Source organism: Stenotrophomonas thermophila (assembly GCF_001499715.1).
Classification (GTDB): domain Bacteria; phylum Pseudomonadota; class Gammaproteobacteria; order Xanthomonadales; family Xanthomonadaceae; genus Stenotrophomonas; species Stenotrophomonas hibiscicola.
Genome location: NZ_CVIW01000012.1, coordinates 247566 through 271637, shown reverse-complemented (window position 1 = coordinate 271637; position 24072 = coordinate 247566). Strand labels below are relative to the sequence as shown.

General features: G+C 67.9%; 20 protein-coding genes, 1 other RNA gene and 1 pseudogene. 16 read left to right on the top strand and 6 right to left on the bottom strand.

All coding sequences use genetic code 11. The features are described 5' to 3' along the window. Nucleotides 1–142 precede the first annotated feature (142 nt). Complete coding sequence (locus BN1263_RS07990; RefSeq protein WP_058980433.1) at nt 143–2164, top strand: acyltransferase family protein; 2022 nt, start codon at nt 143–145, stop codon at nt 2162–2164. Nucleotides 2165–2264: 100 nt separating this feature from the next. On the opposite strand, the gene BN1263_RS07985 is transcribed toward BN1263_RS07990, so the two are convergent. From BN1263_RS07985 to BN1263_RS07970, 4 genes are all read right to left on the bottom strand, one after another. Then, entirely contained in the window at nt 2265–3650 is a 1386-nt protein-coding gene (locus BN1263_RS07985) for an FAD-binding oxidoreductase (RefSeq protein WP_058980432.1), read from the bottom strand. Then, a complete protein-coding gene (locus BN1263_RS07980; protein WP_058980431.1) occupies nt 3647–4228 on the bottom strand; it encodes a metal-dependent hydrolase in 582 nt (193 codons plus the stop codon). The genes BN1263_RS07985 and BN1263_RS07980 overlap by 4 nt, the downstream gene beginning before the upstream one ends. A 110-nt stretch (nt 4229–4338) precedes the next feature. Beyond that, complete coding sequence (locus BN1263_RS07975) at nt 4339–4707, bottom strand: YraN family protein (protein WP_186008954.1); 369 nt, start codon at nt 4705–4707, stop codon at nt 4339–4341. Then, entirely contained in the window at nt 4697–6418 is a 1722-nt protein-coding gene (locus BN1263_RS07970; RefSeq protein ID WP_058980482.1) for a penicillin-binding protein activator, read from the bottom strand. The genes BN1263_RS07975 and BN1263_RS07970 overlap by 11 nt, the downstream gene beginning before the upstream one ends. An 81-nt stretch (nt 6419–6499) precedes the next feature. On the opposite strand from BN1263_RS07970, the gene rsmI reads away from it, so the two are divergent. Both rsmI and rnpB read left to right on the top strand, forming a co-directional pair. Further along, a complete protein-coding gene (rsmI, locus tag BN1263_RS07965) occupies nt 6500–7318 on the top strand; it encodes a 16S rRNA (cytidine(1402)-2'-O)-methyltransferase (protein WP_058980429.1) in 819 nt (272 codons plus the stop codon). A 155-nt stretch (nt 7319–7473) separates the two neighbouring features. Beyond that, an RNA gene (rnpB, locus tag BN1263_RS08350) (RNase P RNA component class A) lies at nt 7474–7825 on the top strand. Between the two features lie 49 nt (nt 7826–7874). On the opposite strand, the gene BN1263_RS07960 is transcribed toward rnpB, so the two are convergent. Both BN1263_RS07960 and BN1263_RS07955 read right to left on the bottom strand, forming a co-directional pair. After that, nucleotides 7875–8354: a DM13 domain-containing protein gene (locus BN1263_RS07960; protein ID WP_058980428.1), complete on the bottom strand. Its 480-nt coding sequence runs from the start codon at nt 8352–8354 to the stop codon at nt 7875–7877. A 185-nt stretch (nt 8355–8539) separates the two neighbouring features. Continuing rightward, entirely contained in the window at nt 8540–9328 is a 789-nt protein-coding gene (locus BN1263_RS07955) for an NRDE family protein (RefSeq protein ID WP_058980427.1), read from the bottom strand. A 323-nt stretch (nt 9329–9651) separates the two neighbouring features. On the opposite strand from BN1263_RS07955, the gene mraZ reads away from it, so the two are divergent. The 13 genes and pseudogenes from mraZ to ftsA all read left to right on the top strand — a co-directional run bounded on the left by mraZ (nt 9652) and on the right by ftsA (nt 23979). Further along, complete coding sequence (gene mraZ, locus BN1263_RS07950; RefSeq protein WP_004143635.1) at nt 9652–10098, top strand: division/cell wall cluster transcriptional repressor MraZ; 447 nt, start codon at nt 9652–9654, stop codon at nt 10096–10098. Nucleotides 10099–10112: 14 nt separating this feature from the next. Beyond that, nucleotides 10113–11081, top strand: coding sequence for a 16S rRNA (cytosine(1402)-N(4))-methyltransferase RsmH (gene rsmH, locus BN1263_RS07945; RefSeq protein ID WP_058980426.1), 969 nt, complete (start codon nt 10113–10115; stop codon nt 11079–11081). Then, nucleotides 11078–11341: a cell division protein FtsL gene (ftsL, locus tag BN1263_RS07940; RefSeq protein WP_005412242.1), complete on the top strand. Its 264-nt coding sequence runs from the start codon at nt 11078–11080 to the stop codon at nt 11339–11341. The genes rsmH and ftsL overlap by 4 nt, the downstream gene beginning before the upstream one ends. Then, nucleotides 11338–13182: a peptidoglycan D,D-transpeptidase FtsI family protein gene (locus BN1263_RS07935; RefSeq protein ID WP_019661067.1), complete on the top strand. Its 1845-nt coding sequence runs from the start codon at nt 11338–11340 to the stop codon at nt 13180–13182. The genes ftsL and BN1263_RS07935 overlap by 4 nt, the downstream gene beginning before the upstream one ends. Then, the gene (locus BN1263_RS07930) at nt 13179–14687 is read left to right on the top strand and encodes a UDP-N-acetylmuramoyl-L-alanyl-D-glutamate--2,6-diaminopimelate ligase (RefSeq protein ID WP_058980425.1); all 1509 of its coding nucleotides are present in this window, start codon (nt 13179–13181) and stop codon (nt 14685–14687) included. Before BN1263_RS07935 ends, BN1263_RS07930 begins: the two co-directional genes overlap by 4 nt. After that, the gene (locus BN1263_RS07925; RefSeq protein ID WP_058980424.1) at nt 14684–16078 is read left to right on the top strand and encodes a UDP-N-acetylmuramoyl-tripeptide--D-alanyl-D-alanine ligase; all 1395 of its coding nucleotides are present in this window, start codon (nt 14684–14686) and stop codon (nt 16076–16078) included. Before BN1263_RS07930 ends, BN1263_RS07925 begins: the two co-directional genes overlap by 4 nt. After that, nucleotides 16068–17153: a phospho-N-acetylmuramoyl-pentapeptide-transferase gene (gene mraY / locus BN1263_RS07920; RefSeq protein ID WP_019661070.1), complete on the top strand. Its 1086-nt coding sequence runs from the start codon at nt 16068–16070 to the stop codon at nt 17151–17153. The genes BN1263_RS07925 and mraY overlap by 11 nt, the downstream gene beginning before the upstream one ends. A gap of 1 nt (nt 17154) precedes the next feature. Continuing rightward, nucleotides 17155–18480 carry a putative lipid II flippase FtsW gene (gene ftsW, locus BN1263_RS07915; RefSeq protein ID WP_058980423.1) on the top strand — a complete coding sequence of 442 codons (1326 nt, stop codon included), beginning with the start codon at nt 17155–17157 and terminating at the stop codon, nt 18478–18480. Further along, nucleotides 18477–19565: an undecaprenyldiphospho-muramoylpentapeptide beta-N-acetylglucosaminyltransferase gene (gene murG, locus BN1263_RS07910; protein WP_058980422.1), complete on the top strand. Its 1089-nt coding sequence runs from the start codon at nt 18477–18479 to the stop codon at nt 19563–19565. Before ftsW ends, murG begins: the two co-directional genes overlap by 4 nt. Nucleotides 19566–19605: 40 nt before the next feature. Continuing rightward, a complete protein-coding gene (gene murC, locus BN1263_RS07905) occupies nt 19606–21042 on the top strand; it encodes a UDP-N-acetylmuramate--L-alanine ligase (RefSeq protein ID WP_058980421.1) in 1437 nt (478 codons plus the stop codon). Continuing rightward, nucleotides 21039–22001: a D-alanine--D-alanine ligase gene (locus BN1263_RS07900; protein ID WP_058980420.1), complete on the top strand. Its 963-nt coding sequence runs from the start codon at nt 21039–21041 to the stop codon at nt 21999–22001. The genes murC and BN1263_RS07900 overlap by 4 nt, the downstream gene beginning before the upstream one ends. Continuing rightward, nucleotides 21998–22675, top strand: a pseudogene (locus BN1263_RS07895) (cell division protein FtsQ/DivIB); the annotation flags it as partial. The gene BN1263_RS07900 and the pseudogene BN1263_RS07895, both read left to right, overlap by 4 nt. Nucleotides 22676–22743: 68 nt before the next feature. Further along, nucleotides 22744–23979, top strand: coding sequence for a cell division protein FtsA (ftsA, locus tag BN1263_RS07890; RefSeq protein ID WP_005408083.1), 1236 nt, complete (start codon nt 22744–22746; stop codon nt 23977–23979). Nucleotides 23980–24072 lie beyond the last annotated feature (93 nt).

The window sequence follows — 24072 nt, the reverse complement described above, 5'->3', positions numbered from 1 at the left end:
CTGGCTGCTGCCGTAGAGCCGAGCCTACGCTCGGCTCATCGCGATCTGAACGAAGAGCAGCCGAGCATGGCTCGGCTCTACAACTGCGTCGAGCAGGGGCGGGTCCTGAACGATGTCCATGTCTGTCGCGATTGTCCATTGAATGACTGCGCAAACGGTGGCGATGCTGCCGCCCTGTCTTCTGCCGGTTGCCCGCGTGTCCTCTCCCGAACGTTCCCACAACGCCGCCATCGATGGCCTGCGTGCACTGGCGGTGCTGGCCGTCGTCCTTTTCCACAGCAACGCGACGTGGCTGCCCGGCGGCTTCACCGGTGTGGACCTGTTCTTCGTGGTGTCCGGCTTCGTGATCAGCCAGTCGCTGGCCTCGCGCACCCAGGCATCGCTGGGTGCGATGCTGCTCGATTTCTACCGGCGTCGCGTGCTGCGCCTGTTGCCGGCGCTGCTGGTGATGCTGATGGCCACCTTCGTGCTGTCGGCACTGTTCATTCCCCGCGCGTGGCGCAATGAGCAGTTCGACCAGACCGGCTGGGCCGCGCTGGTCGGTTTCAGCAACATCGTGCTGGCCGGCCAGCAGGACGATTACTTCTCACCCGGCGCTGAACTCAACCCGTTCCTGCATACCTGGTCGCTGGGTGTGGAAGAGCAGTTCTACCTGGTCTTCCCGCTGTTGTTCTTCGTGTGGTTGCGTGGGCGTGAGCGCTGGCCGGGGTCACGTTGGCTGTTGCCGGTGCTCACCGTGCTGTCGCTGGCGTGGGCGGGCTGGCAGGCGCAATCGGCGCCGGCGTCGGCGTTCTATCTGCTGCCGGCGCGGTTCTGGGAGCTGGCCGCGGGTGCGCTGCTCTACCAGTGGATGCATAAACGTACGCCACGCCAGGGCAGCGACGCGGCTGCCGTGGCGGGCCTGGCGCTGCTGGCCGCGGGTATGCTGATCGCCCCGCAGTTGGCGATGCCGGTGCCGGGCGTGCTGGCGACCGTGGCAGGTACCCTGCTGCTGTTGGCGGGCGTGTCGACAGCGGGTAGATCGCGCATCGCCCGTGCGCTGGGCTGCACACCCCTGGCCTACCTGGGTCGGCTGTCCTATTCGCTGTACCTGTGGCATTGGCCGCTGCTGGTACTGCTGCGCTGGACGTATGGCCTGCATGGCGTCGCGCTGTGGCTGTATCCGGTGCTGCTGCTGGCGGTGTCTGCCGCGTCCTACCACTTCATCGAGCGCCCGCTGCGCAGTGCGGCGCCGCTGCTGCGGCTGGCACCGGCCAAGGTGCTGGCGATGGCGTTTCCGCTGGTGGCGCTGTGCGGTGTCGGCGCCTGGGCCACGGTGGAGTACCACGAGCAGGTCTCGCTCAGCGTCACCCGCGACGGCTACGCATGGCAGGCGCGTCGCTACCCGGCGTGGCGCCCGCTGGAACCGGTGAGTGCGCCGGCGCTTGAAGGGCGGCGCCTGTTCGTGGCCGGCGACTCGCATGCGGCGGCGTATCGCACCATGACCAGCATGGTCGCGCGGCAGACCGGCATGGAAGTGCGCCAGCAGGATCGCGGCGGCTGCAGCTTCGTCAACCTGCTGCGGGCCAGCCCGGCCGACTGCCAGGACTTCATTGAAGACACGCTGTCGACCATCGAACGCGAGGCGCGCCCGGGTGACATCGTGCTGCTGGCGGCCTTGCGCATGCCGGAACTGCGTGGGTTCGACTGGCAGCGGCAGGATGCACAGCAGATCTATCAACAGGTGCTGGCCGAGCGCACGCCCGCGCATGCACAAGCTGCACGCGATGAGGCCGATCGCGTGCTGGGGCGTTTGCAGAAGCTGGGTGTGCACGTGGTTGTGGATGCGCCGCTGCCGTTGTTCAAGGCCGGTGCGTACCGCTGTTCGGACTGGTTCAACCGTCGCAACCCGGCTTGTGCCGGGGGTCTGAGCATGCCGCGTGCGGATCTGGAAATGCTGCGCGTGCCGCAGATGGCACTGCTGGATGACCTGGCGGCACGTTACCCGTCAATGACCGTGTGGGATCCGCTGCCGCTGCTGTGCGGGCCAACGACCTGTTCGGCGGTGGAAGACGGGGAGCCGCTGTTCTTCGACAACGATCACCTGAGCGGGCATGGCAACCGCGTGCTGCTGCCCAGCTTCCGGCAGACCCTGAGCGATATCGCGAACGACAAGCCTTTGTAGAGCCGAGCCCACGCTCGGCTGCTCTTCGTTCCGCAGGCGGGAAGTCCGCGCTGCGCGCGGTGAGCCGAGCATGGCTCGGCTCTACAGGAGTGCGCGCGATCTATGCCGGCGGCAGCACCTTGCCCGGGTTGAGGATGCCATCCGGGTCCAGCGCGGCCTTGATCGCACGCATCGCCGCCAGCGTTTCCGGGGTGAAGGCCTGCGCCATGAAATCGCGCTTGGCCAGGCCGATGCCGTGTTCGCCCGACAACGTGCCGCCCAGTGCCAGTGTCAGCTCGAAGATCTTCGGCAGCGCGGCATGCGCGCGCGCGTTCTCGTCGGCATCCTCAGGGTGATACAGGATATTGACGTGCAGGTTGCCGTTGCCGGCATGACCGAAGGTGACGATGGTCAGCGTGTATTCGCGCGCCAACGCCTGTACGCCGGCCACCAGTTCCGGAATGCGCGACACCGGCACTACTACGTCTTCATTGATCTTGCCCGGCGCGACGCTGCGCAGTGCGGGCGACAAGGCCTTGCGTGCGGCCCACAGCTGGTCGCGTGCGCGCCCTTCCATCGCCACGTCCAGTTCGATCATGCCGTCACCTTCAGCGGCGCTGGCCAGCGCCTGCAGCAGATAGGGCAGGGTGTCGTGGTCACCGTCGGCTTCCACCAGCAGCATCGCGCCAGCGTCGGGTACTTCCGCACCGTTGAGGCGCAGCAGCTCAAGGCTGCGGGCATCCATGAATTCCAGGCGCGTGGGTACCACCGGCTGCGACATCAGGCGTGACACTGCGGCGGCGGCCGCATCGGCATCGCGGTACAGCACACGCAGGCCGGCCTGGCTGACCGGCAACGGGGTTAGCTTCAAGGTGGCTTCCACGATCAGTGCCAGCGTGCCTTCGCTGCCGACCAGCAGGTGGGTGAGGTCGTAGCCGGTGGAATCCTTGGTGTAGGCACCACCGCAGCGGATCACCTCACCGGTGCCGGTCACCGCCACCAGGCCGAGTACGTTGTCGCGGCTGGTGCCGTACTTCACCGCGCGTGGGCCACCGGCGTTGCAGGCCAGGTTGCCGCCCACACTGCAGATCTCCGCGCTGGACGGGTCCGGTGCCCAGAACAGGCCGTGCGGTGCCAGCGCCTGCTGCAGGGCGCCATTGAGCACGCCCGGCTGCACCACGGCGCAGCGATCACCGGCACGGATCTCGACGATGCGGTCCATGCGGGTGAACGACAGCGCGATGCTGCCCGGCAACGGCACGGCAGCGCCGGTGGTGCCGGTGCCCGCGCCGCGCGCGACCAGCGCCACGTGATGTGCACGGCAGGCGCGCACCAGGGCCTGTACCTGTTCAACATTGGCAGGCAGCGCGACGGCGGCAGGGCGCTGGTGGCGCCACGAGTTGTCCTGCGCGTTCGCCTCCAGCGCGTTGTCATCCATGCGCCACCCCTCCGCGCCCAGCAGGGTAGACAGTTCGGCAACCAAGGCAGCGGGCAGGGCAGTACTCATGAGGGATCTCGCGGGACAGCAGGGGCAGGTTGGATCAGTTTCCAGGCAACAACGGCGCCGGCCAGCGGCAGCCACACCCAGCGCAGTTCGGAGAGCAGGGTGGCGATGCCGCGCGCGCTGAAGAACCGGGGCGCGAACGGTGACACGCGGATGGGGCGCCACGGCGCGAAGAAGCGGTGTTCACTCCACGGCCAGGCCAGCGCGACGCCGAGGCCGCCGGAGGTCATCGCATCCAGCAGCGGATGGCTGGCGGCGCAGACGAAGACGAATACAGCGGCTTGTACGGTAGATGCCAACCTTGGTTGGCACACATCCGCCGACCAAGGCCGGCGACTACCAAAGAACGCCCACACCGCGGCCAGCACCGCCAACACCCCGGCAAACAACAACGAATGGCTGGCACCGCGATGGCCGAACGCATCGGCATAGGGAATGTGCAGGGCAAAGGCCAGTACATCGGCATCGGGCAGCATCGCGGCGACCACACCGGCAGCCAGCAGCCATGCCGGAATGCGGCCACGATCCGCGGCGCACCACAGCGCCAACGGCACAGCGGCATGGGTGATGATCGAAGGCATCAGTCACGCACCGTGGTAGTGCCGGCCAGGCTGCGCGCTGGTAGGTGCCAACCTTGGTTGGCACAGAAGCGCCGACCAAGGTCGGCCTCTGCCAGAGCGGACGGTACACATCAGCAATCATCCAACCGGAACGCATCACGCAGCCAGTTCAACTGCGGCGGTTCACCCGTGGCGTCGACCACATCAAAACGGCAGGGTGCATCGGCCAGCGCGGGATGGTCCTGCAGGTACAGCAACGCGGCATGCGCCACGCGTCGACACTTGCGCACATCCACCGAAGCGGCGCCACCGCCGAAATCCGATCGCGCACGGTAGCGCACTTCCACGAACACCACGGTGCCGGCATCGTCCATCACCAGGTCCAGTTCACCGCCGCGATAGCGCACGTTGCGCGCACGCGGCTGCAGTCCGGCCTGTTGCAGGTGCTGCTCGGCGGCCGCTTCCACCGCCGAGCCCCGTTGGCTGCGCTCAGCGACCACCGACGATCGGCATCGGCCGGCCGCCATTGAAGGTCGACCAGGCCGGCTGGCGCAGGATGTTGCCATTGCTGTCCAGGAACAGGGTGCCGGTGGCACCGTCCAGGCCGCCTTCGTTGGACAGCTTGTCCAGGTAGGCGGTGATCTTCCAGGCATCGGCGCCGAAGGCGAACAGGCGGCCGGCGGCACCACGTGCGCTGGGCAGAGTGCTGGCGACCTGGCTGGCCGAGGGCAGGCCGGACACGCTGCGCACGTTCCAGGCTTCGTTCGGGTAGACGATGCCGTCCAGCGCCACGTCTTCTTCCACCTTGCCGCTGCCGACGGTCAGCTGCGAGGTGCCAACGCGGGTGGCGCCGCCGGCACCGGCCAGCGCCAGCTGCGGCGCCAGCAGGCGGGCCTGCGGGGCGCGCACGGCGAGGAACACGGCATCGACCTGGCCGGCATTGCGCACCTGCCCGCCGACATCGCCAACCGCGTCGCTGACGCCGACGGTGGCCACCACCTGGCCGCCACGCTGGGCAAAGCGCTGGGCGAAGGCCGCGGCGGCACGGCGGCCGGTATCGTCGGCGCTGTTGATCACCAGCGCCTTGCCGCGCTCGCGGCCACGCAGGTATTCGGCGGCGACGATACCGTCGTCTTCCGGTGCCAGCGAGAAGCCGGCGCTGCCGGCCGGCGGTGCGTCCTTGCCGCGGTTCAGCGCCAGCACCGGCACCTGCAGCTGCTGGCGGCCGTACACGGCGTCCACTTCGTCGCGGCCCAGCGGACCGACTACGAAGTCGGCACCGGAGGCGACGGCCTTGTCATAGGCGGCCAGGGCGCCGGCCGGGGTGCCGGCGGTGTCGAAGAAGTTGATGTCCGGGCGGCGGCGGCTTTCACCGTAGTAGGCGCTCAACAGGCCATCGCGCACCGGCTGTGCGGCAGTGGCCAGGCGGCCGCTGAGCGGCAGCAGCACGGCCAGCTTGGCGGGCGGGCGGTAACCGTCGCTCATCGCCGGCGGGCGCTTGCTGGTGTCGAACTGGGCGGCGCCATCGCGGTCGAACGGGCGCGGCAGCGGCAGGCCGCGCGCGATCAGTGCGCGGCCGGCGAAGTTGTATAGCGGGTCGTTGGCCGGCAGTGCGGCAGCCCGGTTGCGCAGGGTGGCATCGTCGAGGGTGCCGAGCAGGCCGGCGATGGCCGCCTGGTTCTCGCTGCGCGCGCTGCCGGTCAGGCTGGCATGGGCGCGGGCACGTTCGGTGGCGGCGCCGAAGGCATCGCCGGTGCCCTGCAGCGCGTTGGCGCGGGCTACGTGCCAGCGCGTGCGCAGCGCGGGGAAGACGTTGTCGCCCTGTTCCTTCAGCAGGGCCAGGGCCTGCGCCGGCTGCTTGTCGGCCAGTGCCAGCTCGGCGCCGGTCAGCTGGTAGCGCTGCAGGCTGGCGCCGGACAGCTGGCGGGCGGTGAGCTGGCCAAGCAGGCTGCGCGCGCGGGCACTGTCGCCGGCCAGGTGCCAGGCCCAGGCGGCATCGGCCAGGGCGTTGCTGCGGGCGCCACCTTTCAGGGTTGCGGCCAGCGCTTCCAGCTGCAGGGCGGCGTCGCGCGGTTTGCCTTGTTCGATCAGCGCCAGCGCCTGGCTCTGGGCCGGCGATTCGGGCGCGCTGGTCAGGCTGGTGGTGGCACAGCCGGCCAGCAGCATCAACGACAGCGACAGGGCGGAGATCCGTGCGGCGGGCTTGTTCATGATCGGGTCCATGCGATGAGGGCAGCGGCCTTGGCCGGGTACACGCTACGATTCTACCCTTGCCCCGTGAGTACCGCTGAAATGAGTGTGCCAACCCTGTACGTCGTCGCCACCCCGATCGGCAACCTGGCCGATCTGAGCCCGCGCGCGCAGGAGGTGCTGCGCTCGGTGGCGGCCATCTGTGCCGAAGACACCCGCCGCAGTGGCCAGCTGCTGTCCCATTTCGGCATCCAGCAGCCATTGGTGGCCCTGCACGAACACAATGAAGAGGCCCTGGCCCAGCGCCTGGTGTCGCGCCTGCAGGCCGGTGAGTCGCTGGCGCTGGTCAGCGATGCCGGCACCCCGCTGGTCAGCGATCCGGGGTTCCGCCTGGTGCGTGCCGCGCGCGCGGCCGGCATCAAGGTCAGCCCGATCCCGGGGGCCTGTGCCGCCATCGCCGCGCTGAGCGTGGCCGGCCTGCCCAGCGACCGCTTCAGCTTCGAGGGTTTCCTGCCGGCCAAGGCCAGCGGCCGCCGCGACCGGCTGCAGGCGCTGGCCGGTGAAGTGCGCACGATGGTGTTCTACGAATCCTCGCACCGCATCGCCGAGTCGCTGGCCGACATGGCGGCGATCTTCGGCGGCGAGCGCCCGGCGGTGCTGGCCCGCGAGCTGACCAAGCTGTTCGAGACCGTGCTTGATGGCGACCTGGCGGGCCTGCTGGCCCAAGTCGAGGCCGACGACAACCAGCGCAAGGGCGAGTTCGTGGTGATGGTGCAGGGTGCCGGTGACGACGAGGAAGCGCAGCTGGCGCATGGCCGACGTGTCTACGCCAAGCTGAGCGAGCATCTGCCGCCGTCGACCGCCGCCAGGCTGGCTGCTGAGTTGACCGGCGCGCCGCGCAAGGCGCTGTACGGGAGTTGATGGATCGTGCGGACCAAGGTCCGCACCCACCGGATCGGAATCCGCACCCACCAAGGCAGCGGCATCGGTAGATCCACGCCACGCGTGGATGGATGAACCGGCTGCCGCGATCAGCACGGCAGGATGGGCGTGCGTAGGCTAGAATGTGCGCTGGCGGAGCCGGCCAGACAGTCGCGTCATCCCTTCGGGGGTGCCGAGGAAAGTCCGGGCTCCATAGGGCAAGGTGCCAGGTAACGCCTGGGCGGCGCAAGCCGACGGAAAGTGCAACAGAAAGATACCGCCTACGTCTTCTTCGGAAGGCCGGTAAGGGTGAAATGGTGCGGTAAGAGCGCACCGCGAGTCTGGCAACAGACCGGCACGGCAAACCCCACCTGGAGCAAGACCAAATAGGGATCCTTTGGCGCGGCCCGCGTTGGATCCGGGTAGGTTGCTTGAGCGTTGCGGTGACGTAACGCCTAGAGGAATGACTGTCCACGACAGAACCCGGCTTATCGGCCGGCTCCGCCTCTTTCTTCCATAGGCATGAACCGCGCACCACCTCGACGTCGCGCGGTCCTCAGCCCGGCGTGCGGTACTGCCCGGCGGAAATGAACTGCGAGAAGCGCTCGCACCACACCACGACGGTGGTGTAGTCGTCCACATCCACGTTCGCGGGCACCTCGACCAGGAAGCGGTTGAAGGTCTTCACTTCGCCGATGCGCTGAGCCTGCGCCTTGATCTTCAGGAAGTCGGCCTTGTTGTCGACGAAGTCACGGACCAGGTACACCTTGTAATCCGGGCCCGGTCCCATCTTCCCGTCGAAGGCGACCTGGGTGGCGCTGACACTGACCTTGCCTTCGGCCCAGTGCACTGCGTCGCTGCCCTTCAGGTCGCGGCGGAAGGTGGTGCGGTAGGTGGCGTCCTTCATCGCGGCCTGTACCTGGGCGGCCGGCGGGTCATCGGGGGCGATCAGGATCGGCAGGAAGTACACGCCCAGGCCGAAGCCCAGGCCTAGGGTGAGCAGGTGGGTGGCGAGCAGGATGAGGATGCGGCGCATGGGTCCTCCATGTGGATGTGGATCGCGCGGCATGGTGCCGGGCATGACCACCTAGGGAGGTTGCGGGCGGCATTTATAGACACAGTGCGAGACGCAAAATCTGTCCAGACATCGCAGAGCTGCCGGCCAGCGGCCGGCACTACCCTGCTGGAAAGAGATGCCGGCCAGCGGCCGGCATTACTCGGTCAGAAAATGACGTGGCTCTGTCCGCTGGGGACTCCCTGCGGGCCGAAGCGGCGCTCGTGGATTTCGCCGTGGCCGTCGGCATCAATCAGCAGCACGGTGCTGGCGCGGGTGCCGTAGTCGTCGCCGCGGATGAAGGCCGGGCTCAGCCAGCGCTCGCGTTCCAGGCCGATGCCGGTGTCGGGCAGGTCGCTGTCGGCGGGGCGGTGTTCATCGGCCAGGGCATCCCAGAGCGGGGTCAGGTCTGGGGTCAGATCCCTATCGCGTTGCCAAAGGGATCTGACCCCGTCCGCTTCCAGCCATGCCGACAGCGCGGCCATCAGCCGCCGGGTCTTCGGCCAGGGTGCGTCCAGCGCGCCGTTGGACATGCCATGCACGCCCGGGCCAAGCGTCTGCCGTTCGGCGGGATGGTTGCCCAGGTACTCCAGGCTGTTGCTATCGGCCAGCAACAGATTGAACGGGGCGTAGGCGCCAGCCACGGTCGCCAGGCGATCAATATGCACGGCCGCCGGGTCGCGGCCGCGCAGGAAGTCGGCCACCAGTGTCCCGCGCGACGGACCGCTCTGGGCCGCCAGCGGGTCGCGGACGTTGGTGACCACCGCCATCCGGCCCGAGGCGCCGACGCCGGCCCAGCCACCGCCGGAGCGCAGGTCGCGTCCCCCGATGACGGAGGTCTCATCCTGCCAGGGGGCCAGCGCCGCGGTGGGGCGGGCGTGGAACTCATCACGGTTGCCGGTCATCACCAGCCGCCAGCGCGGGTGGTGCATCCAGCCAAGAGCGAGCAGGCACATGGGTTCATTGTGCATGGTTTGCGCAGTCCGGCGGCGTTTCCGGGCGCTTGCGGATGAATGCGCAGCAGGTGTTTCACGCGCTGTCCACAGCCCTGAACTTCCGTTCAATCTCAAAAATTGAGACGGATCAGCAACTTGTGGATAAGCCTTGAACAATTCTCTAAAGGTTGTTGCAAGCCATTGATGCGGCTGGCGATTTCCCCGCTGAAAAGTTGTTGACAACCCTTCGGCCGCTGCTAAGGTGGGCATCAGAGGGAAATCCGGGTGTTTTGTGGGTTTTCGTGGTTCAATGTTTCACCGGGCGAAGGATAGGTGCACGCGTCGTGTTCCAGGGCGAGACGGCCATCACAGTTGACGATAAAGGGCGCATGGCGGTTCCCACCGCTTACCGCGACCTCGTCGCGCGCGCCAGCAACAACCGTCTCGTGCTGACCTACAACCCGTTCGAAGCCGGCTGCCTGTGGCTGTATGCAGAGTCGGAATGGGAGCGGGTCCGCGACGACGTCATGTCCAAGCCCAACACCCAGCGCGTCGTGCGCCTGTTGCAGCAGAAGCTGGTCGGCTCGGCCGCCCATCTGGAACTGGACGGCAACGGTCGCATCAGCATCCCCGCCAGCCACCGCGGTGCGGTGGGCATTGAAAAGAAGGCGGTATTGCTCGGTATGGGCGACAAGTTCGAATTGTGGAGCGAGCAGGCGCATCGGGCCCTGATCCAGCAGACGTTGTCTGACGAGGATCTGGGTGATGGGTTGCTCGACCTGAAGTTGTGAGCCGGGGTGCCCGGATGCGCCCAGAAGCGCAGACCGGTCACCTTCCGGTGTCGCAGTCGCCGGCGGTGCACCTGCCGGTCCTGTACACCCAGGTCCTTGAAGGCCTGAGGGTGATCGAAAACGGACGTTATCTGGATGGCACGTTCGGTCGTGGCGGTCATGCACGTGGCGTGCTCACCCAGCTCGGTCCCGAGGGGCGCCTGCTGGTCATGGACAAGGATCCGGAAGCCATCGCCGTTGCCGAGCGCGATTTCGCGCCGGACCCGCGCGTGTCCATCTTCCGTGGCAGCTTCGCCCAGCTGCTGCAGTGGGATGCGACGGCCGAAGGCCTGGACGGCGTGCTGTTCGACCTCGGCGTGTCGTCGCCGCAGCTGGACGTGGCCGAACGTGGCTTCAGCTTCGGCAAGGACGGCCCGCTGGACATGCGCATGGATCCGGACAGCGGTGAAAGCGCCGCGCAGTGGATCAACCGCGTGGAAGAGCGCGAGATCGCCGATGTGCTGTGGACCTACGGCGAAGAGCGCCAGAGCCGCCGCATCGCCCGTGCCATCGTGGCCCGCCGTGAGAAGCAGCCCTTCTCCCGCACCGCCGAACTGGCCGAGCTGATCGCCTCGGTGATGCCGCGTGGGAAAGACAAGATCCACCCGGCCACGCGCAGCTTCCAGGCCATCCGCATTCACACCAACCGCGAGCTGGCCGATCTCGAAGCCGGGCTCGATGCGGCGGTGGAACGGCTCAAGCCCGGCGGTCGCTTGGCGGTGATCAGCTTTCATTCGCTGGAAGACCGCATCGTCAAGCAGTACATGAACGGCCTGGCCAAAGCGCCGCCGGCCAACCGCCGCCTGCCCGAGGCGGTCGCGTTCGTGCCGACGCTGGACCTGATCGGCGGTGCCATCAAGGCCACCGACGAAGAGCTGGCCGCCAACCCGCGTGCCCGCAGCGCCGTGCTGCGCGTGGCCCAGAAGCGGGAGGCCGACGCATGAGCCGGTTGCTGCTGATCATCCTGCTGGCTTCCACCGTGGCCTCGGCGATCGGCGTCGTGTTCGTGCGTCATCGTCACCGGCAAACGTTCATCGAACTGTCGCGCGCCGAGCGCAAGCGCGATGACATCAACCTGGAGTTCGGCCGCCTGCAGCTGGAACAGGCCACCCTGGCCGAAGCCAACCGTGTTGATCGCATCGCCCGCGAGAAGCTGGGCATGAAGTTCCCCGAGGCCGCTGACATCGTGGTGGTGCGGCCATGAGCAAGACCGGCCGCAACCGCCCGCGCAACGCCTTCAACCTGCGCCAGCGCCTGCGCTGGGTCGCGCTGGCGCTCGGCCTGTGCTCGGTGTCGCTGGTCGGTCGCGCGGCGTACGTGCAGATCATCAACAGCGACTTCTACCAGCGCCAGGGCGAGGCCCGCTACCTGCGCGAGCTGCCGATCAAGACCTCGCGCGGCATGATCACCGACCGCAACGGCGAGCCGCTGGCGGTGTCCACCCCGGTCGCCTCGATCTGGGTCAACCCGCAGGACCTGCTGCGTTCGCCCGAGCGCATCCCCGAGCTGGCCCAGGCGGTCGGCATGTCGGTGGATGAGCTGAGCAGCCGCCTGTCGCAGAAGTCGGACAAGGAATTCATGTACCTGCGCCGCCGGATCAATCCGGACGAGGCAGAGAAGGTGGTCGCGCTGAAGATTCCGGGCGTGGCGGCGCAGCGCGAGTTCCGCCGCTTCTACCCGCAGGGTGAGGCGATGGCGCACGTGCTGGGCTTCACCAACATCGACGACCGCGGCCAGGAAGGCCTGGAGCTGGCGTTCGACGAATGGCTGCGCGGCAAGGCCGGTGCCAAGCGGGTGATCCGCAACCGCAAGGGCGAGACCGTCGAAAGCGATCTGCTGCGCGCCGCCGAACCGGGCAAGGACCTGACGCTCAGCATCGACCGCCGCATCCAGTACCTGGCGTTCAAGGAACTGCGCAACGCGCTGGTGGCCAACAAGGCGGCCGGCGGTTCGATGGTGATCATGGACGTGAACACCGGCGAGATCCTGGCCATGGTCAACCTGCCCACCTACAACCCGAATTCGCTGACCGGCGCGCTGCCCGATGCGCGCCGCAACCGTGCGGTGACCGACCTGGTCGAGCCGGGTTCGACGATGAAGCCGTTGACGATTGCCACGGCGCTGCAGGCCGGTGCGGTGACCAAGGACACCATCATCGATACCAACCCGGGTTACATGCAGGTGGCCCGCTTCACCATCCGCGACGTGCCGCGCAACAACGGCGTGCTGAACGTGACCGGCGTGATCACCCGCAGTTCCAACATCGGCGCGGCCAAGGTCGCGGCAAAGATGCCGGACCAGGTGTTCTATGACGGCGTGCGCCGTTTCGGCTACGGCTCGGTGCCGCACAGCGGGTTCCCGGGTGAATCCGGTGGCGTGGTGCGGCGCCCGGCCAACTGGGACGGTGCCACCAAGACCACCATGTCCTACGGCTACGGCCTGAACGTGACGCCGCTGCAGATCGCCACCGCCTACTCGGCGCTGGCCAATGGCGGCAAGTTGATCGCGCCGACCTTCGTCAAGGGCCAGCGCAACGAAGCGCATCAGATCATCGACGAGAGCGTCGCCAGGCAGGTGGTGGCGATGATGGAAACGGTGGTCACCCAGGGCGGCGCCAAGCAGGCAGCAGTGCTGGGTTACCGCGTAGCCGGCAAGACCGGTACCGCGCGCAAGACCGGCCCGGGTGGTTACGAGCGTGGCCATTACAACGCGCTGTTTGCCGGTGTGGTGCCGGCCACCAACCCGCGCTTCGCCACCGTCATCGTCATCAACGATCCGCAGGCCGGCAAGTTCTACGGCGGCCTGGTGTCGGCGCCGGTCTATCACAACGTGATGGAGGGCACACTGCGCCTGATGGACGTGCCGCTGGATGACCTGCAGTCGTGGCTGGCCGCACAGCAGTCCGGCAAGGTCGGCCACTCGGCCTCGATCCTGCCCGCACCGCCGGCCGAGACCGCGCTGCCGGTGGATGCCGCCGCTGAATTCGATGCTGCGCTGCCGAGCGCGCACGCCCAGACGCCTCCCGTTACGGGAGGCACGCAATGAGTCCTTCGATGTTGCTTTCGCAGTTGCTTCCGGACGTGGCCCTGGCGGGCCATGATCCCGTTCTGACCGGGCTGGCGCTGGACAGCCGCGCCGTGCGTCCCGGCAATGCCTTCGTCGCCATCGCCGGTTTCGGCGCGCATGGCCTGAACTTTGTCGAGCAGGCCCGCGCGGCCGGTGCCAGCGCCATCCTGTTCGAGCCCCCGGCACCGGCCGAACTGCCGGCGCCAGCCGATGCGATCGCCGTGCCGGGCCTGCGCGCACGCATGGGTGCGATGGCCGACCAGTTCCATGGCGCGCCGTCGCGGGCGATGGCGATGGTGGGCGTGACCGGCACCAACGGCAAGACTTCCACCGTGCAGCTGCTGGCCCAGGCCTGGCACCTGCTCGGAACGCCCAGTGGCAGTATCGGCACGTTGGGCGCCGGACTTTATGGTGCGGTCGAGCCGACCGGTTTCACCACGCCGCTGGTGCTGCAGATGCATGCGCTGCTGGCACAGCTGCGCGACGCCGGTGCGCGCGCGGTGGCGATGGAGGTCAGCTCGCACGCGCTGGACCAGGGTCGCGTCGATGCCGTGCACTACGACGTGGCGGTGTTCACCAACCTCACCCGCGATCACCTGGATTACCACGGCGACATGGCCAGCTACGGCGCGGCCAAGGCGCGGCTGTTCCATCGCCCGGGCCTGAAGGCAGCGGTGATCAATCTGGACGACGCCTTCGGTCGCCAGCTGTTCGCCGGCCTGCCGGTGGGCGTGCAGCCGATCGGCCTGAGTTCGCGTGGTGCCAGCGATGCCAGCGTGCGCGCCGAAGCGTTGCAGCTGGATGGTCGTGGCATTGCGTTTGAACTGGTCATCGACGGCCAACGTGCCGCGGTGCAGTCGCCGCTGCTGGGCCGCTTCAACGTGGACAACCTGCTGGCCGTGGCCGGTACCCTGCATGCACAGGGCCAGCCGCTGCCGCGCATCGCTGAAGTGCTGTCGGCGCTGCAGCCGATCCGCGGCCGCATGAACCGCCTCGGCGGCGAGAATGGCCTGCCGACCGTGGTGGTCGACTATGCACATACCCCGGACGCGCTGGAACAAGCGCTTGGCAGCCTGCATGGTCACCTGCAGGGTACGCTGTTCTGCGTGTTCGGCTGCGGCGGCGAGCGTGACACCGGCAAGCGTCCGCAGATGGCCGCGATCGCCGAGCGCCTGGCCAACCAGGTCATCGTCACCGACGACAATCCGCGTGGCGAAGACGGTGACGTGATCGTCGCCGACATCCTGGCCGGCTTCCAGAATGCCGATGCCGTGACCGTGCAGCGCAGTCGCGCGCGTGCGATCGGCCTGGCGGTGAAGCGTGCCGGTGCCGGCGACATCATCCTGATTGCTGGCAAGGGCCACGAGCCGTACCAGGAAGTGAACGGTGTGCGCCATGACTTCGACGACACCGAGGTGGCTGCCGCTGCACTGGCGGCCAAGGCCGGTGTACTAGAGGCGCAGGCCGGGGAGGGTGCCGCGTGAAGCGCACTCTGCTTTCGCTGATCGCCCACTGGGCCGGCGGTGAGATCCACGGCGACGACGTGGCCATCGACGCGGTCAGCAATGACACCCGCAGCCTCGGTCCGGGCAGCCTGTATGTGGCGCTGCGCGGCGAGCGCTTCGACGGCCATGACTTTGCCGCCGACGCACAGGTGCGCGGTGCCAGCGCGCTGCTGGTCGAGCGCCTGCTGCCGGTCGAGCTGCCGCAGGTGCTGGTGGCCGACAGCGAGCTTGCACTGGCGAAGATCGCCACCGGCATGCAGCGTGACCGGGGCACCGAGGTGTTCGCGATCACCGGCAGCAACGGCAAGACCAGCGTGAAGAGCCTGCTGCTGTCGATCCTTCAGCAGGTGGCCCAGCACGCCCACAAGGTGGTCTACGCCAACCCGGGCAACCGCAACAACGAGATCGGCCTGCCGCTGGCGGTGATCGATGCGCCGGAAGATGCCGACTACGCCGTCTACGAGATGGGCGCCGGCAAGCCGGGTGATATCGCCTACCTGACCGAAATCGCCCGCCCGCGCTATGCCCTGGTCAACAACATCGCCCCGGCACACCTGGAACGCATGGGCAGCCTGCTTGGCGTGGCCGTGACCAAGGGCGCAATCTATGCCGCACTGCCTGCCGATGGCGTGGCGGTGATCAACGCCGACGATGCCTACGGCCGCTGGTTCGAACAGCATTTCGTCGGTACCCCGGCACGCTGCCGCGTGCTGCGCTACGGCCTGGAACATACTGCTGATGTGACCGCGCGCGACATCCGCGCAGGTGCGCAGGGCAGCCAGTTCACCCTGGTCTCGCCGGCCGGCGAGGCTCGCGTGGTGCTCGGCCTGCCGGGTCGCCACAACGTCAGCAATGCGCTGGCTGCCGCCAGCCTGGCGCTGTCCGCCGGTGTCGATCTGTCGCTGATCGCGGCTGGCCTGGCCGAGGCGCAGCCGGTACCGGGCCGCCAGATTGCCCATCTGCTGCGCAATGGCGCGGTGCTGGTGGACGACAGCTACAACGCCAATCCCGGTTCGCTGGCCGCGGCCATCGACGCCCTGGCCGCCGCGCCGGAAGAGGGCTGGCTGGTGCTGGGCGACATGCGTGAGCTGGGTCCGGACGCCGGAGCGCTGCACGCGCAGGCCGGGCTGCGCGCGCGATCGGCCGGCCTCAAGCGCCTGTATGCGCTGGGCCCGCTCAGCGCCGCTGCCGCTACCGCTTTCGGCGAAGGCGGCCGTCATTTCGCCACCCATGACGCGCTGTCGAAGGCGCTGAAGGACGAGCTGCACGCCGGCGTGCGCTGCCTGGTCAAGGGTTCCCGTGGCAGCGCCATGGACACGATTGTCAAAGCGCTGCTGGCGCAAGGAGAGGAATCCCCGCATGTTGTATGAACTGGCTCGATGGTTGCAGCAGTTGGAGAGCCTGTTCGGGCTGTTCAACTACCAGACGTTCCGCGCCATCCTTGCCGCGCTGACGGCCCTGTTCCTGTCGCTGTGGCTCGGCCCGGCGATGATCCGCAAGCTTGCCCAGTTCAAGGGCGGCCAGCCGATCCGCAAGGACGGTCCGCAGACCCATTTCTCCAAGGCCGGTACGCCGACCATGGGTGGCTCGCTGATCCTGCTGACCGTCACCCTGTCGGTGCTGATGTGGGCCGACCTGCGCAACCGCTACGTGTGGCTGGTGCTGGCAGTGATGCTGTGCTTCGGTGCCATCGGCTGGTATGACGACTGGATCAAGATCGTCCGCCGCGACCCGAACGGGCTGAAGTCGCGCTGGAAATACCTGTTGCAGTCGATCTTCGGCCTGGCTGCTGGCCTGTTCCTGTTCCATACAGCCGACGTGCCGGCAGCGCTGACCTTCTACATCCCGATGTTCAAGTCGGTGGCGCTGCCGCTGGCCGGCATCGGCTTCGTGGCGATCGCCTACTTCTGGATCGTCGGCTTCTCCAATGCGGTGAACCTGACCGACGGCCTGGATGGGCTGGCGATCATGCCGACCGTGCTGGTGGCCTGCGCGCTGGGCGTGTTCGCCTACGCCTCGGGCAACGTAGTGTTCGCCAACTACCTGCAGATCCCGCAGATCCCGGGGGCCGGCGAACTGGTCATCATCTGCGCGGCCATCGCCGGCGCGGGCCTGGGCTTCCTGTGGTTCAACACCTATCCGGCCATGGTGTTCATGGGCGACATCGGCGCGCTGGCGCTGGGGGCGGTGCTGGGCACCATCGCGGTGATCACCCGCCAGGAGCTGGTGCTGGTGATCATGGGCGGCGTGTTCGTCATCGAGACGCTGTCGGTGATGATCCAGGTGGCCTCGTTCAAGCTGACCGGCAAGCGCGTGTTCCGCATGGCGCCGATCCACCACCATTTCGAACTGAAGGGCTGGCCGGAGCCGCGCGTGATCGTGCGCTTCTGGATCATCTCCGTCGTGCTTGTGCTGATCGGCCTGGCCACGTTGAAGGTGCGCTGAGATGAACGACCTGTCCCGCCAGGCAACACGCCTTGAAGCCATCGAAGGCAGCTACGACAAGTGGCTGCTGGGCGCGATCATCGCGCTCACCGGCATTGGCGTGGTGATGGTGGCGTCCAGCTCGATCGCGCTGATGAGCAGCCCGTTCTACTACCTCAACCGCCACCTGATCTTCCTGGCGGTGGGTATCGTGCTGGCGGTGGTTGCCGCCCGTACCGAGCTGAAGTCCATCGAGCAGTACAACCAGATGCTGCTGCTGGGCTGCTTCGTGCTGCTGCTGGCGGTGTTCGCACCCGGCCTGGGCAGCACGGTCAACGGTGCGCGCCGCTGGATCAACCTGGGCATCTCCAAGTTCCAGACGGTCGAGGCGGTGAAAGTGCTCTACATCGTCTGGCTGTCCAGCTACCTGGTGCGCTTCCGCGACGAGGTCAACGCGACCTGGCCGGCGATGCTCAAGCCGCTGGGCGTGGCCGGTGCGCTGGTGGTGCTGTTGCTGCTGCAGCCGGACTTCGGCTCGTCCACCCTGCTGCTGGCGATCACCGCCGGCATGCTGGTACTGGGCGGGGTGAACATGCCGCGCATGTCGATGCCGGTGATCATCGGCCTGGTCGGCATGAGCGCCCTGGCGATCATCGAGCCGTACCGCATGCGCCGCATCACCTCCTTCCTGGACCCCTGGGCCGACCAGCAGGGCGACGGCTACCAGCTGTCCAACGCGCTGATGGCGGTGGGCCGTGGCGAGTGGACCGGCGTCGGCCTGGGCAACTCGGTGCAGAAGCTGTACTACCTGCCCGAAGCGCATACCGACTTCATCTTCTCGGTCACCGCCGAGGAATTCGGCTTCCTGGGCACCTGCGTGATCGTGGCCCTGTACGCGCTGCTGGTCGGCCGGACCTTCTGGCTGGGCATGCGCTGCGTGGAAATGAAGCGCCACTTCTCTGGCTACATCGCCTTCGGCATCGGCCTGTGGATCAGCATGCAGACCTTCGTCTCGATCGGCGTGAACCTGGGCATCCTGCCGACCAAGGGACTGACTCTGCCGCTGATTTCCTCTGGCGGTTCGTCGGTGCTGATGACCTGCGTTGCGATGGGCCTGTTGCTGCGCGTGTCCTATGAACTCAAGCGTGCCGAGCGCCGCCAGGCCGTGCGCATCGGTGGTGCCGAAGACGCAGCTGCTGAGCCGGTGGGCGAGCCAGCCGTGCAGGTGGCCGCCAGCGCGCCGATCAGCGCCGGGGCGACGGCCGCAGCTCCAGCTCCAGCAAACGCCGCGCGCGGCACCAGCCGCCTTCAGTCGCGTATCGAACCGACCTTCGGGAGGCTGTCATGAGCGCGGCCACCGATAGCGTGCGCCCGGTGATGATCCTGGCCGGTGGCACCGGCGGTCACATCTTTCCCGGCCTGGCTGTGGCCCGCGTGCTGCGCGAGCGCGGCGTGCCGGTGACCTGGATGGGCGCCGACGGCGCGATGGAAACGCGACTGGTGCCGCAGCACGGCATTCCAATCGACACGCTGGCCATCACCGGCCTGCGCGGCAAGGGCAAGCTGGCCCTGCTGGGCGCGCCGTGGCGGCTGATGCGCGCGCTGCGCGCTGCCGGCATGATCATCCGCAAGCGCCAGCCGCGTGCGGTGGTCGCCTTCGGTGGCTTTGCCTCTGGCCCCGGTGGCATGGCCACCCGCCTGCACGGCCTCCCGCTGCTGGTGCACGAACAGAATCGCGCGCCCGGCATGACCAACCGCATCCTGTCGCGCTATGCGCGCCGCCTCCTCACCGGCTTCCCGGGTACCTTCGCCGAGCGTGAGGAGTTCGTCGGCAATCCGGTGCGCGCAGAGATCGCCGCCACCGCACCGCCGGAACAGCGCTTCGCCGACCGCCACGGACCGCTGCGCGTGCTGGTGGTTGGCGGCAGTCAGGGCGCGCGTGCACTGAACACCGGCGTGCCGCAGGCGATCGCCGCACTCCGCCCCGGCATTCCGGTACAGGTGCGCCACCAGAGTGGCGAGAAAATGCACGCCGAAGCGGTGGAGGCGTATGCAAAGGCCGGCGTGCTGGCCGACATCACGCCGTTCATCGCCGACATGGCCGAGGCCTTCGCCTGGGCCGACCTGGTGGTGTGCCGCGCGGGCGCTTCGACGCTGGCCGAGCTGTGCGCGGTCGGTGTCGGCAGTGTGCTGGTGCCATTCCCCGCTGCCGTCGACGATCACCAGACCCGCAATGCGGAGTATCTGGTCGAGCGCGGTGCTGCGGTTTTGCTGAAGCAGGACGGAACGCTGGCCGACGGCATTGCCGCACTGCTGCGCGATCTGTCCGAAAATCCCGCCCGCCGCATGCAGATGGCGCAAGCCGCGCGTGCCCTGGCCAAGGTCGATGCCGCCGAGCGCATCGCCGATATCATTCTTGAGGAAGCTGTATGAAGAAGGCATGCCACCGCGCCTGCCCTGCGCGAGGCCGCGCATGATCCGTCGCCTGCACGACACCAACGACCTGGTGCGCGCGTTCCCGCGCGTGCATTTCGTCGGCATCGGCGGCACCGGCATGAGCGGTATCGCCGAAGTGATGCTGACGCTGGGCTATGAGGTGTCCGGCTCGGACAACGCCGACAACGTGGCAACCCGTCGGCTGGCCAGCCTGGGCGCGCGCATCATGCGCGGCCACTCGGCGGCCAACGTGCTGGGCACCGATTGCGTGGTGGTCTCCAGCGCCATCCGCGAAGACAACCCGGAACTGATGGAAGCGCGCAGCCAGCGCATTCCGATCATGCCGCGTGCGGCGATGCTGGCCGAGCTGATGCGCTTCCGCCGCGGCATCGCCGTGGCCGGTACCCATGGCAAGACCACCACCACCAGCCTGACTGCTGCGGTGCTGAGCGAAGGTGGCCTGGACCCTACGTTCGTGATCGGTGGCCAGCTGCTGGCGGCCGGTGCCAACGCCAAGCTGGGCGGAGGCCAGTGGCTGGTGGCCGAGGCCGACGAAAGCGATGGCAGCTTCCTGCGCCTGAACCCGCTGATGTCGATCATCACCAACATCGATGCCGACCATCTGGAAAACTACGGCAACGACTTTGCCCGCGTGCAGGCGGCGTTCGCCGAATTCCTGCAGCGCCTGCCGTTCTATGGCCTGGCCGTGCTGTGCATCGATGACCCGGAAGTGGCCGCGCTGGCCGCCAAAACCCCGCGTCACGTGATGAGCTACGGCATGAGCCCGCAGGCCGACGTGCGCGCCGAGAACGTGGTGCAGGAAGGGCCGCGCATGCGCTTCACCCTGCGTTTGCCGCAGGGCACCAGCCAGGAAGTGGTGCTGGCGCTGCCGGGCAGGCACAACGTGCTCAACGCGCTGGCCGCCGCCGCAGTGGGCTGGCAGCTGGGCGTGGCGCCGGATGCCATCGCGCGTGCGTTGGAAAGCTTCGCCGGTATCGGCCGTCGCTTCAACGATCTGGGCGAAGTGACCACCGCCAGTGGTGCCAAGGTCCGTATCATCGATGACTACGGCCATCACCCGAGCGAGCTGGAGGCCGTGTTCGCCGCGGCCCGCGGTGGCTGGGCTGACAAGCGCCTGGTGGTGGCCTTCCAGCCGCACCGCTACAGCCGCACCCGTGACCAGTTCGACAAGTTCGCTGCGGTGCTGTCCAGCGTCGACGCACTGGTACTGAGCGAGGTCTACCCGGCCGGTGAGGAACCGATTGCCGGTGCCGACTCGCATGCGCTGGCCCGCGCCATCCGCGCCCGCGGTCGCAGCGAGCCGGTGGTGGTGGGCAAGGCTGCCGAACTGGCCAGCGTGCTGCCGGACGTGCTGCAGGACGGTGACCTGCTGCTGATGATGGGGGCGGGCGATATTGGCGCCGTGGCCACCCACATCGCGGTGGAAGGCTTCAAGGGGGAGGGCGAGGCGTGAGCACGCTGACCTTCCCGCCGCTGCGCGTGACCGACCCAGCCGAGTTCGGCCGCGTCGCCGTGCTGCTCGGTGGCAGTTCCAGCGAACGCGAGGTGTCGCTGGACTCGGGCCGCAACGTGCTCGAAGCCCTGCAGTCACGCGGCGTCAATGCGTTCGCCGTCGATGGCATCCCGGCGTTGGCCAAGGCGCTGGCCGCCGGTGGCATCGATCGCGTGTTCAACATCCTCCATGGCCACAACGGTGGCGGTGAGGACGGCATCGTGCAGGGCCTGATGGACGCCTTCGGCGTGCCGTACACCGGCTCGGACGTGCTGGGTTCGGCGCTGAGCATGGACAAGATCCGCACCAAGCAGGTGTGGCTGTCGCTGGGCCTGCCGACGCCGCAGTACCGCAAGGTCGACGCGTCCACGGTGCATGCACTGGCGGCCGAGCTGGGCCTGCCGGTGGTGGTCAAGCCGGCCAACGAAGGCTCCAGCGTGGGCATCAGCCGGGTCACCGACGAGGCTGGCCTGGACGAGGCCGTGACCCTGGCCGCGCGCTACGACGGCCAGCTGCTGATGGAGCAGATGGTGGTGGGCGATGAGCTGACCGTGGCCATCCTCGGCGACGTTGCCCTGCCGTCGATCCGCATCGTGCCCAAGGGCCAGTGGTACGACTACAACGCCAAGTACATCGCCGAGGACACCCAGTACCTCTGCCCGGGCCTGGAGGGTGACGACGAAGCGGAAATCCGGCGCATCGCGCTGGCCGCGTTCCGCGCGGCCGGCTGCCGTGGCTGGGGCCGCGTGGACGTGATGCGCGACCGGAGCAGCGGCCGTTTCTTCCTGCTGGAGGTGAACACCGCGCCGGGCATGACCAGCCATTCGCTGGTACCCAAGGCGGCCCGCCAGGCCGGCATCGGTTTCGAGGAACTGGTGTGGCGCGTGCTGGAACAGACCCTGGAGGCTTCGCACGCATGAACGCGGTGCTGCGCATCTTCGTCTGGCTGTTGGCGCTGTCGGTGGTTGCACTGCCGGTGGTGGCCGTGGTCAATGGCTGGGTCGGCGCCGAGCGCTGGCCGCTGGCGAAGCTGCGCGTGCATGGCGAGTTCAAGCGGGTACCGGCCGAGCAGCTGCAGCAGGTGCTGCTGCCGTATGCGCGCGCCGGCTTCTTCGCGGTCAAGCTGCAGGACGCGCAGGACGCACTGGAAAAACTGCCGTGGGTGGAAAGCGCGCGGGTGCGCAAGCAGTGGCCGGACGTGCTGGAAGTGACCCTGGTCGAGCACAAGCCGTTCGCGCGCTGGGGCAACGACCGCCTGGTTTCCGAGCAGGGCAAGTTGTTCCCCACGCCGAAGAAGCTGGCCGACCTGGCGTTGCCCGAACTGGACGGCCCGGACAGCCAGACCGAAGAAGTGATGAAGCTGTACAGCGACTCGCGTGCATTGTTCGCACCGGCCGGCGTCGATGTGCGCCGGGTAACGATGGATGCACGCGGCAGCTGGTCGCTGGTGCTGAGCAACGGCATCGAAGTGGTGGTCGGCCGTGACGATGCGCGCTCGCGCCTGCAGCGCTTCGTCAAGGTACTGCCACAGCTCAACCGCCAGGACGCGCCGATCGAGCGCGCCGACCTCCGCTACACCAATGGTTTCACGCTGAGCTGGGGTACCCCGGCCACGCCGGCGAAAACGCCGGCGACCCCAGCCAGCAGGACGCAGGAAAGGACATGAATCGCAAGGGTGACAAATCGCTGATCGTTGGCCTGGACATCGGCACCTCCAAGGTGGTGGCGCTGGTGGGCGAGTATTCGCCGGGCAACCCGATCGAAGTGATCGGCATCGGCTCGCACGAATCGCGCGGGTTGAAGCGCGGCGTGGTGGTGGACATCGAATCGACCGTGCAGTCGATCCAGCGCGCGGTGGAAGAAGCCGAGCTGATGGCCGGCTGCGAGATCCGCTCGGTGTACGCCTCGATCTCCGGCAACCACGTGCAGTGCAAGAACTCGCCCGGCATCGTGCCGATCCGCGACGGGGAAGTGACCTGGGGCGACCTGGATCGCGTGCTCGATGCGGCCAAGGCGGTGGCGATTCCGGCCGACCAGAAGATCCTGCACGCGATCCCGCGCGAGTACGTGCTGGACGATTCGCAGGAAGGCATCCGCAACCCGGTCGGCATGACCGGCGTGCGCCTGGAGGTGCATGCGCACCTGGTGGTGTGCGCGCAGTCGGCCGCAGCCAACATCAGCAAGTGCGTACAGCGCTGTGGCCTGCAGGTAGACGACCTGGTGCTGTCCTCGCTGGCCTCCAGCGTGGCGGTGCTGACCGCTGACGAACGCGAGCTGGGCGTGGTGCTGGTCGACATGGGCGCCGGCACCACCGACATCGCGGTGTTCGTGCAGGGTGCGATCTGCCACACGGCCTCGCTGCCGATCGCCGGCGACCACGTCACCAACGATATCGCGCACATGCTGCGCACGCCCACCCCGGAAGCCGAGCAGATCAAGGTGCGCTACGCCTGCGCCCTGGCCCAGCTGGCCACCGCCGAGGAAAGCATCCAGGTGCCGTCGGTGGGCGACCGTCCACCGCGCCGCATGCCGCGCCATTCGCTGGCGCAGGCGGTGCAGGGCCGCTACGAGGAGATCTTCGAGATGGTGCAGGCCGAACTGCGCCGCTCCGGCTTCGAGGAACTGGTGCGCGCCGGCATGGTGCTGACCGGTGGCGCCTCGAAGATGGAGGGCGTGGTCGAACTGGCCGAGGAAATGCTGCAGATGCCGGTGCGCGTGGGCATCCCGCAGCACGTCACCGGCCTGGGCGAAGTGGTGGGCAACCCGGTGCACGCCACCGGCGTGGGCCTGCTGCTGATGGGCAGCCAGATCGAGCACCCGCGCCGGCCATCGCTGCCGACCGGGCGCGCTGGAAGCATGTTCAAGAAACTCAAGACCTGGTTCCGCGGCGAGTTCTGACGCGGAACCCGCAACTCCGGGCCCGGCCCGGCGCAACACCCGCAGTACCCGCATCACAACGCAACAACGCAACAACGCAATACACAACCCACA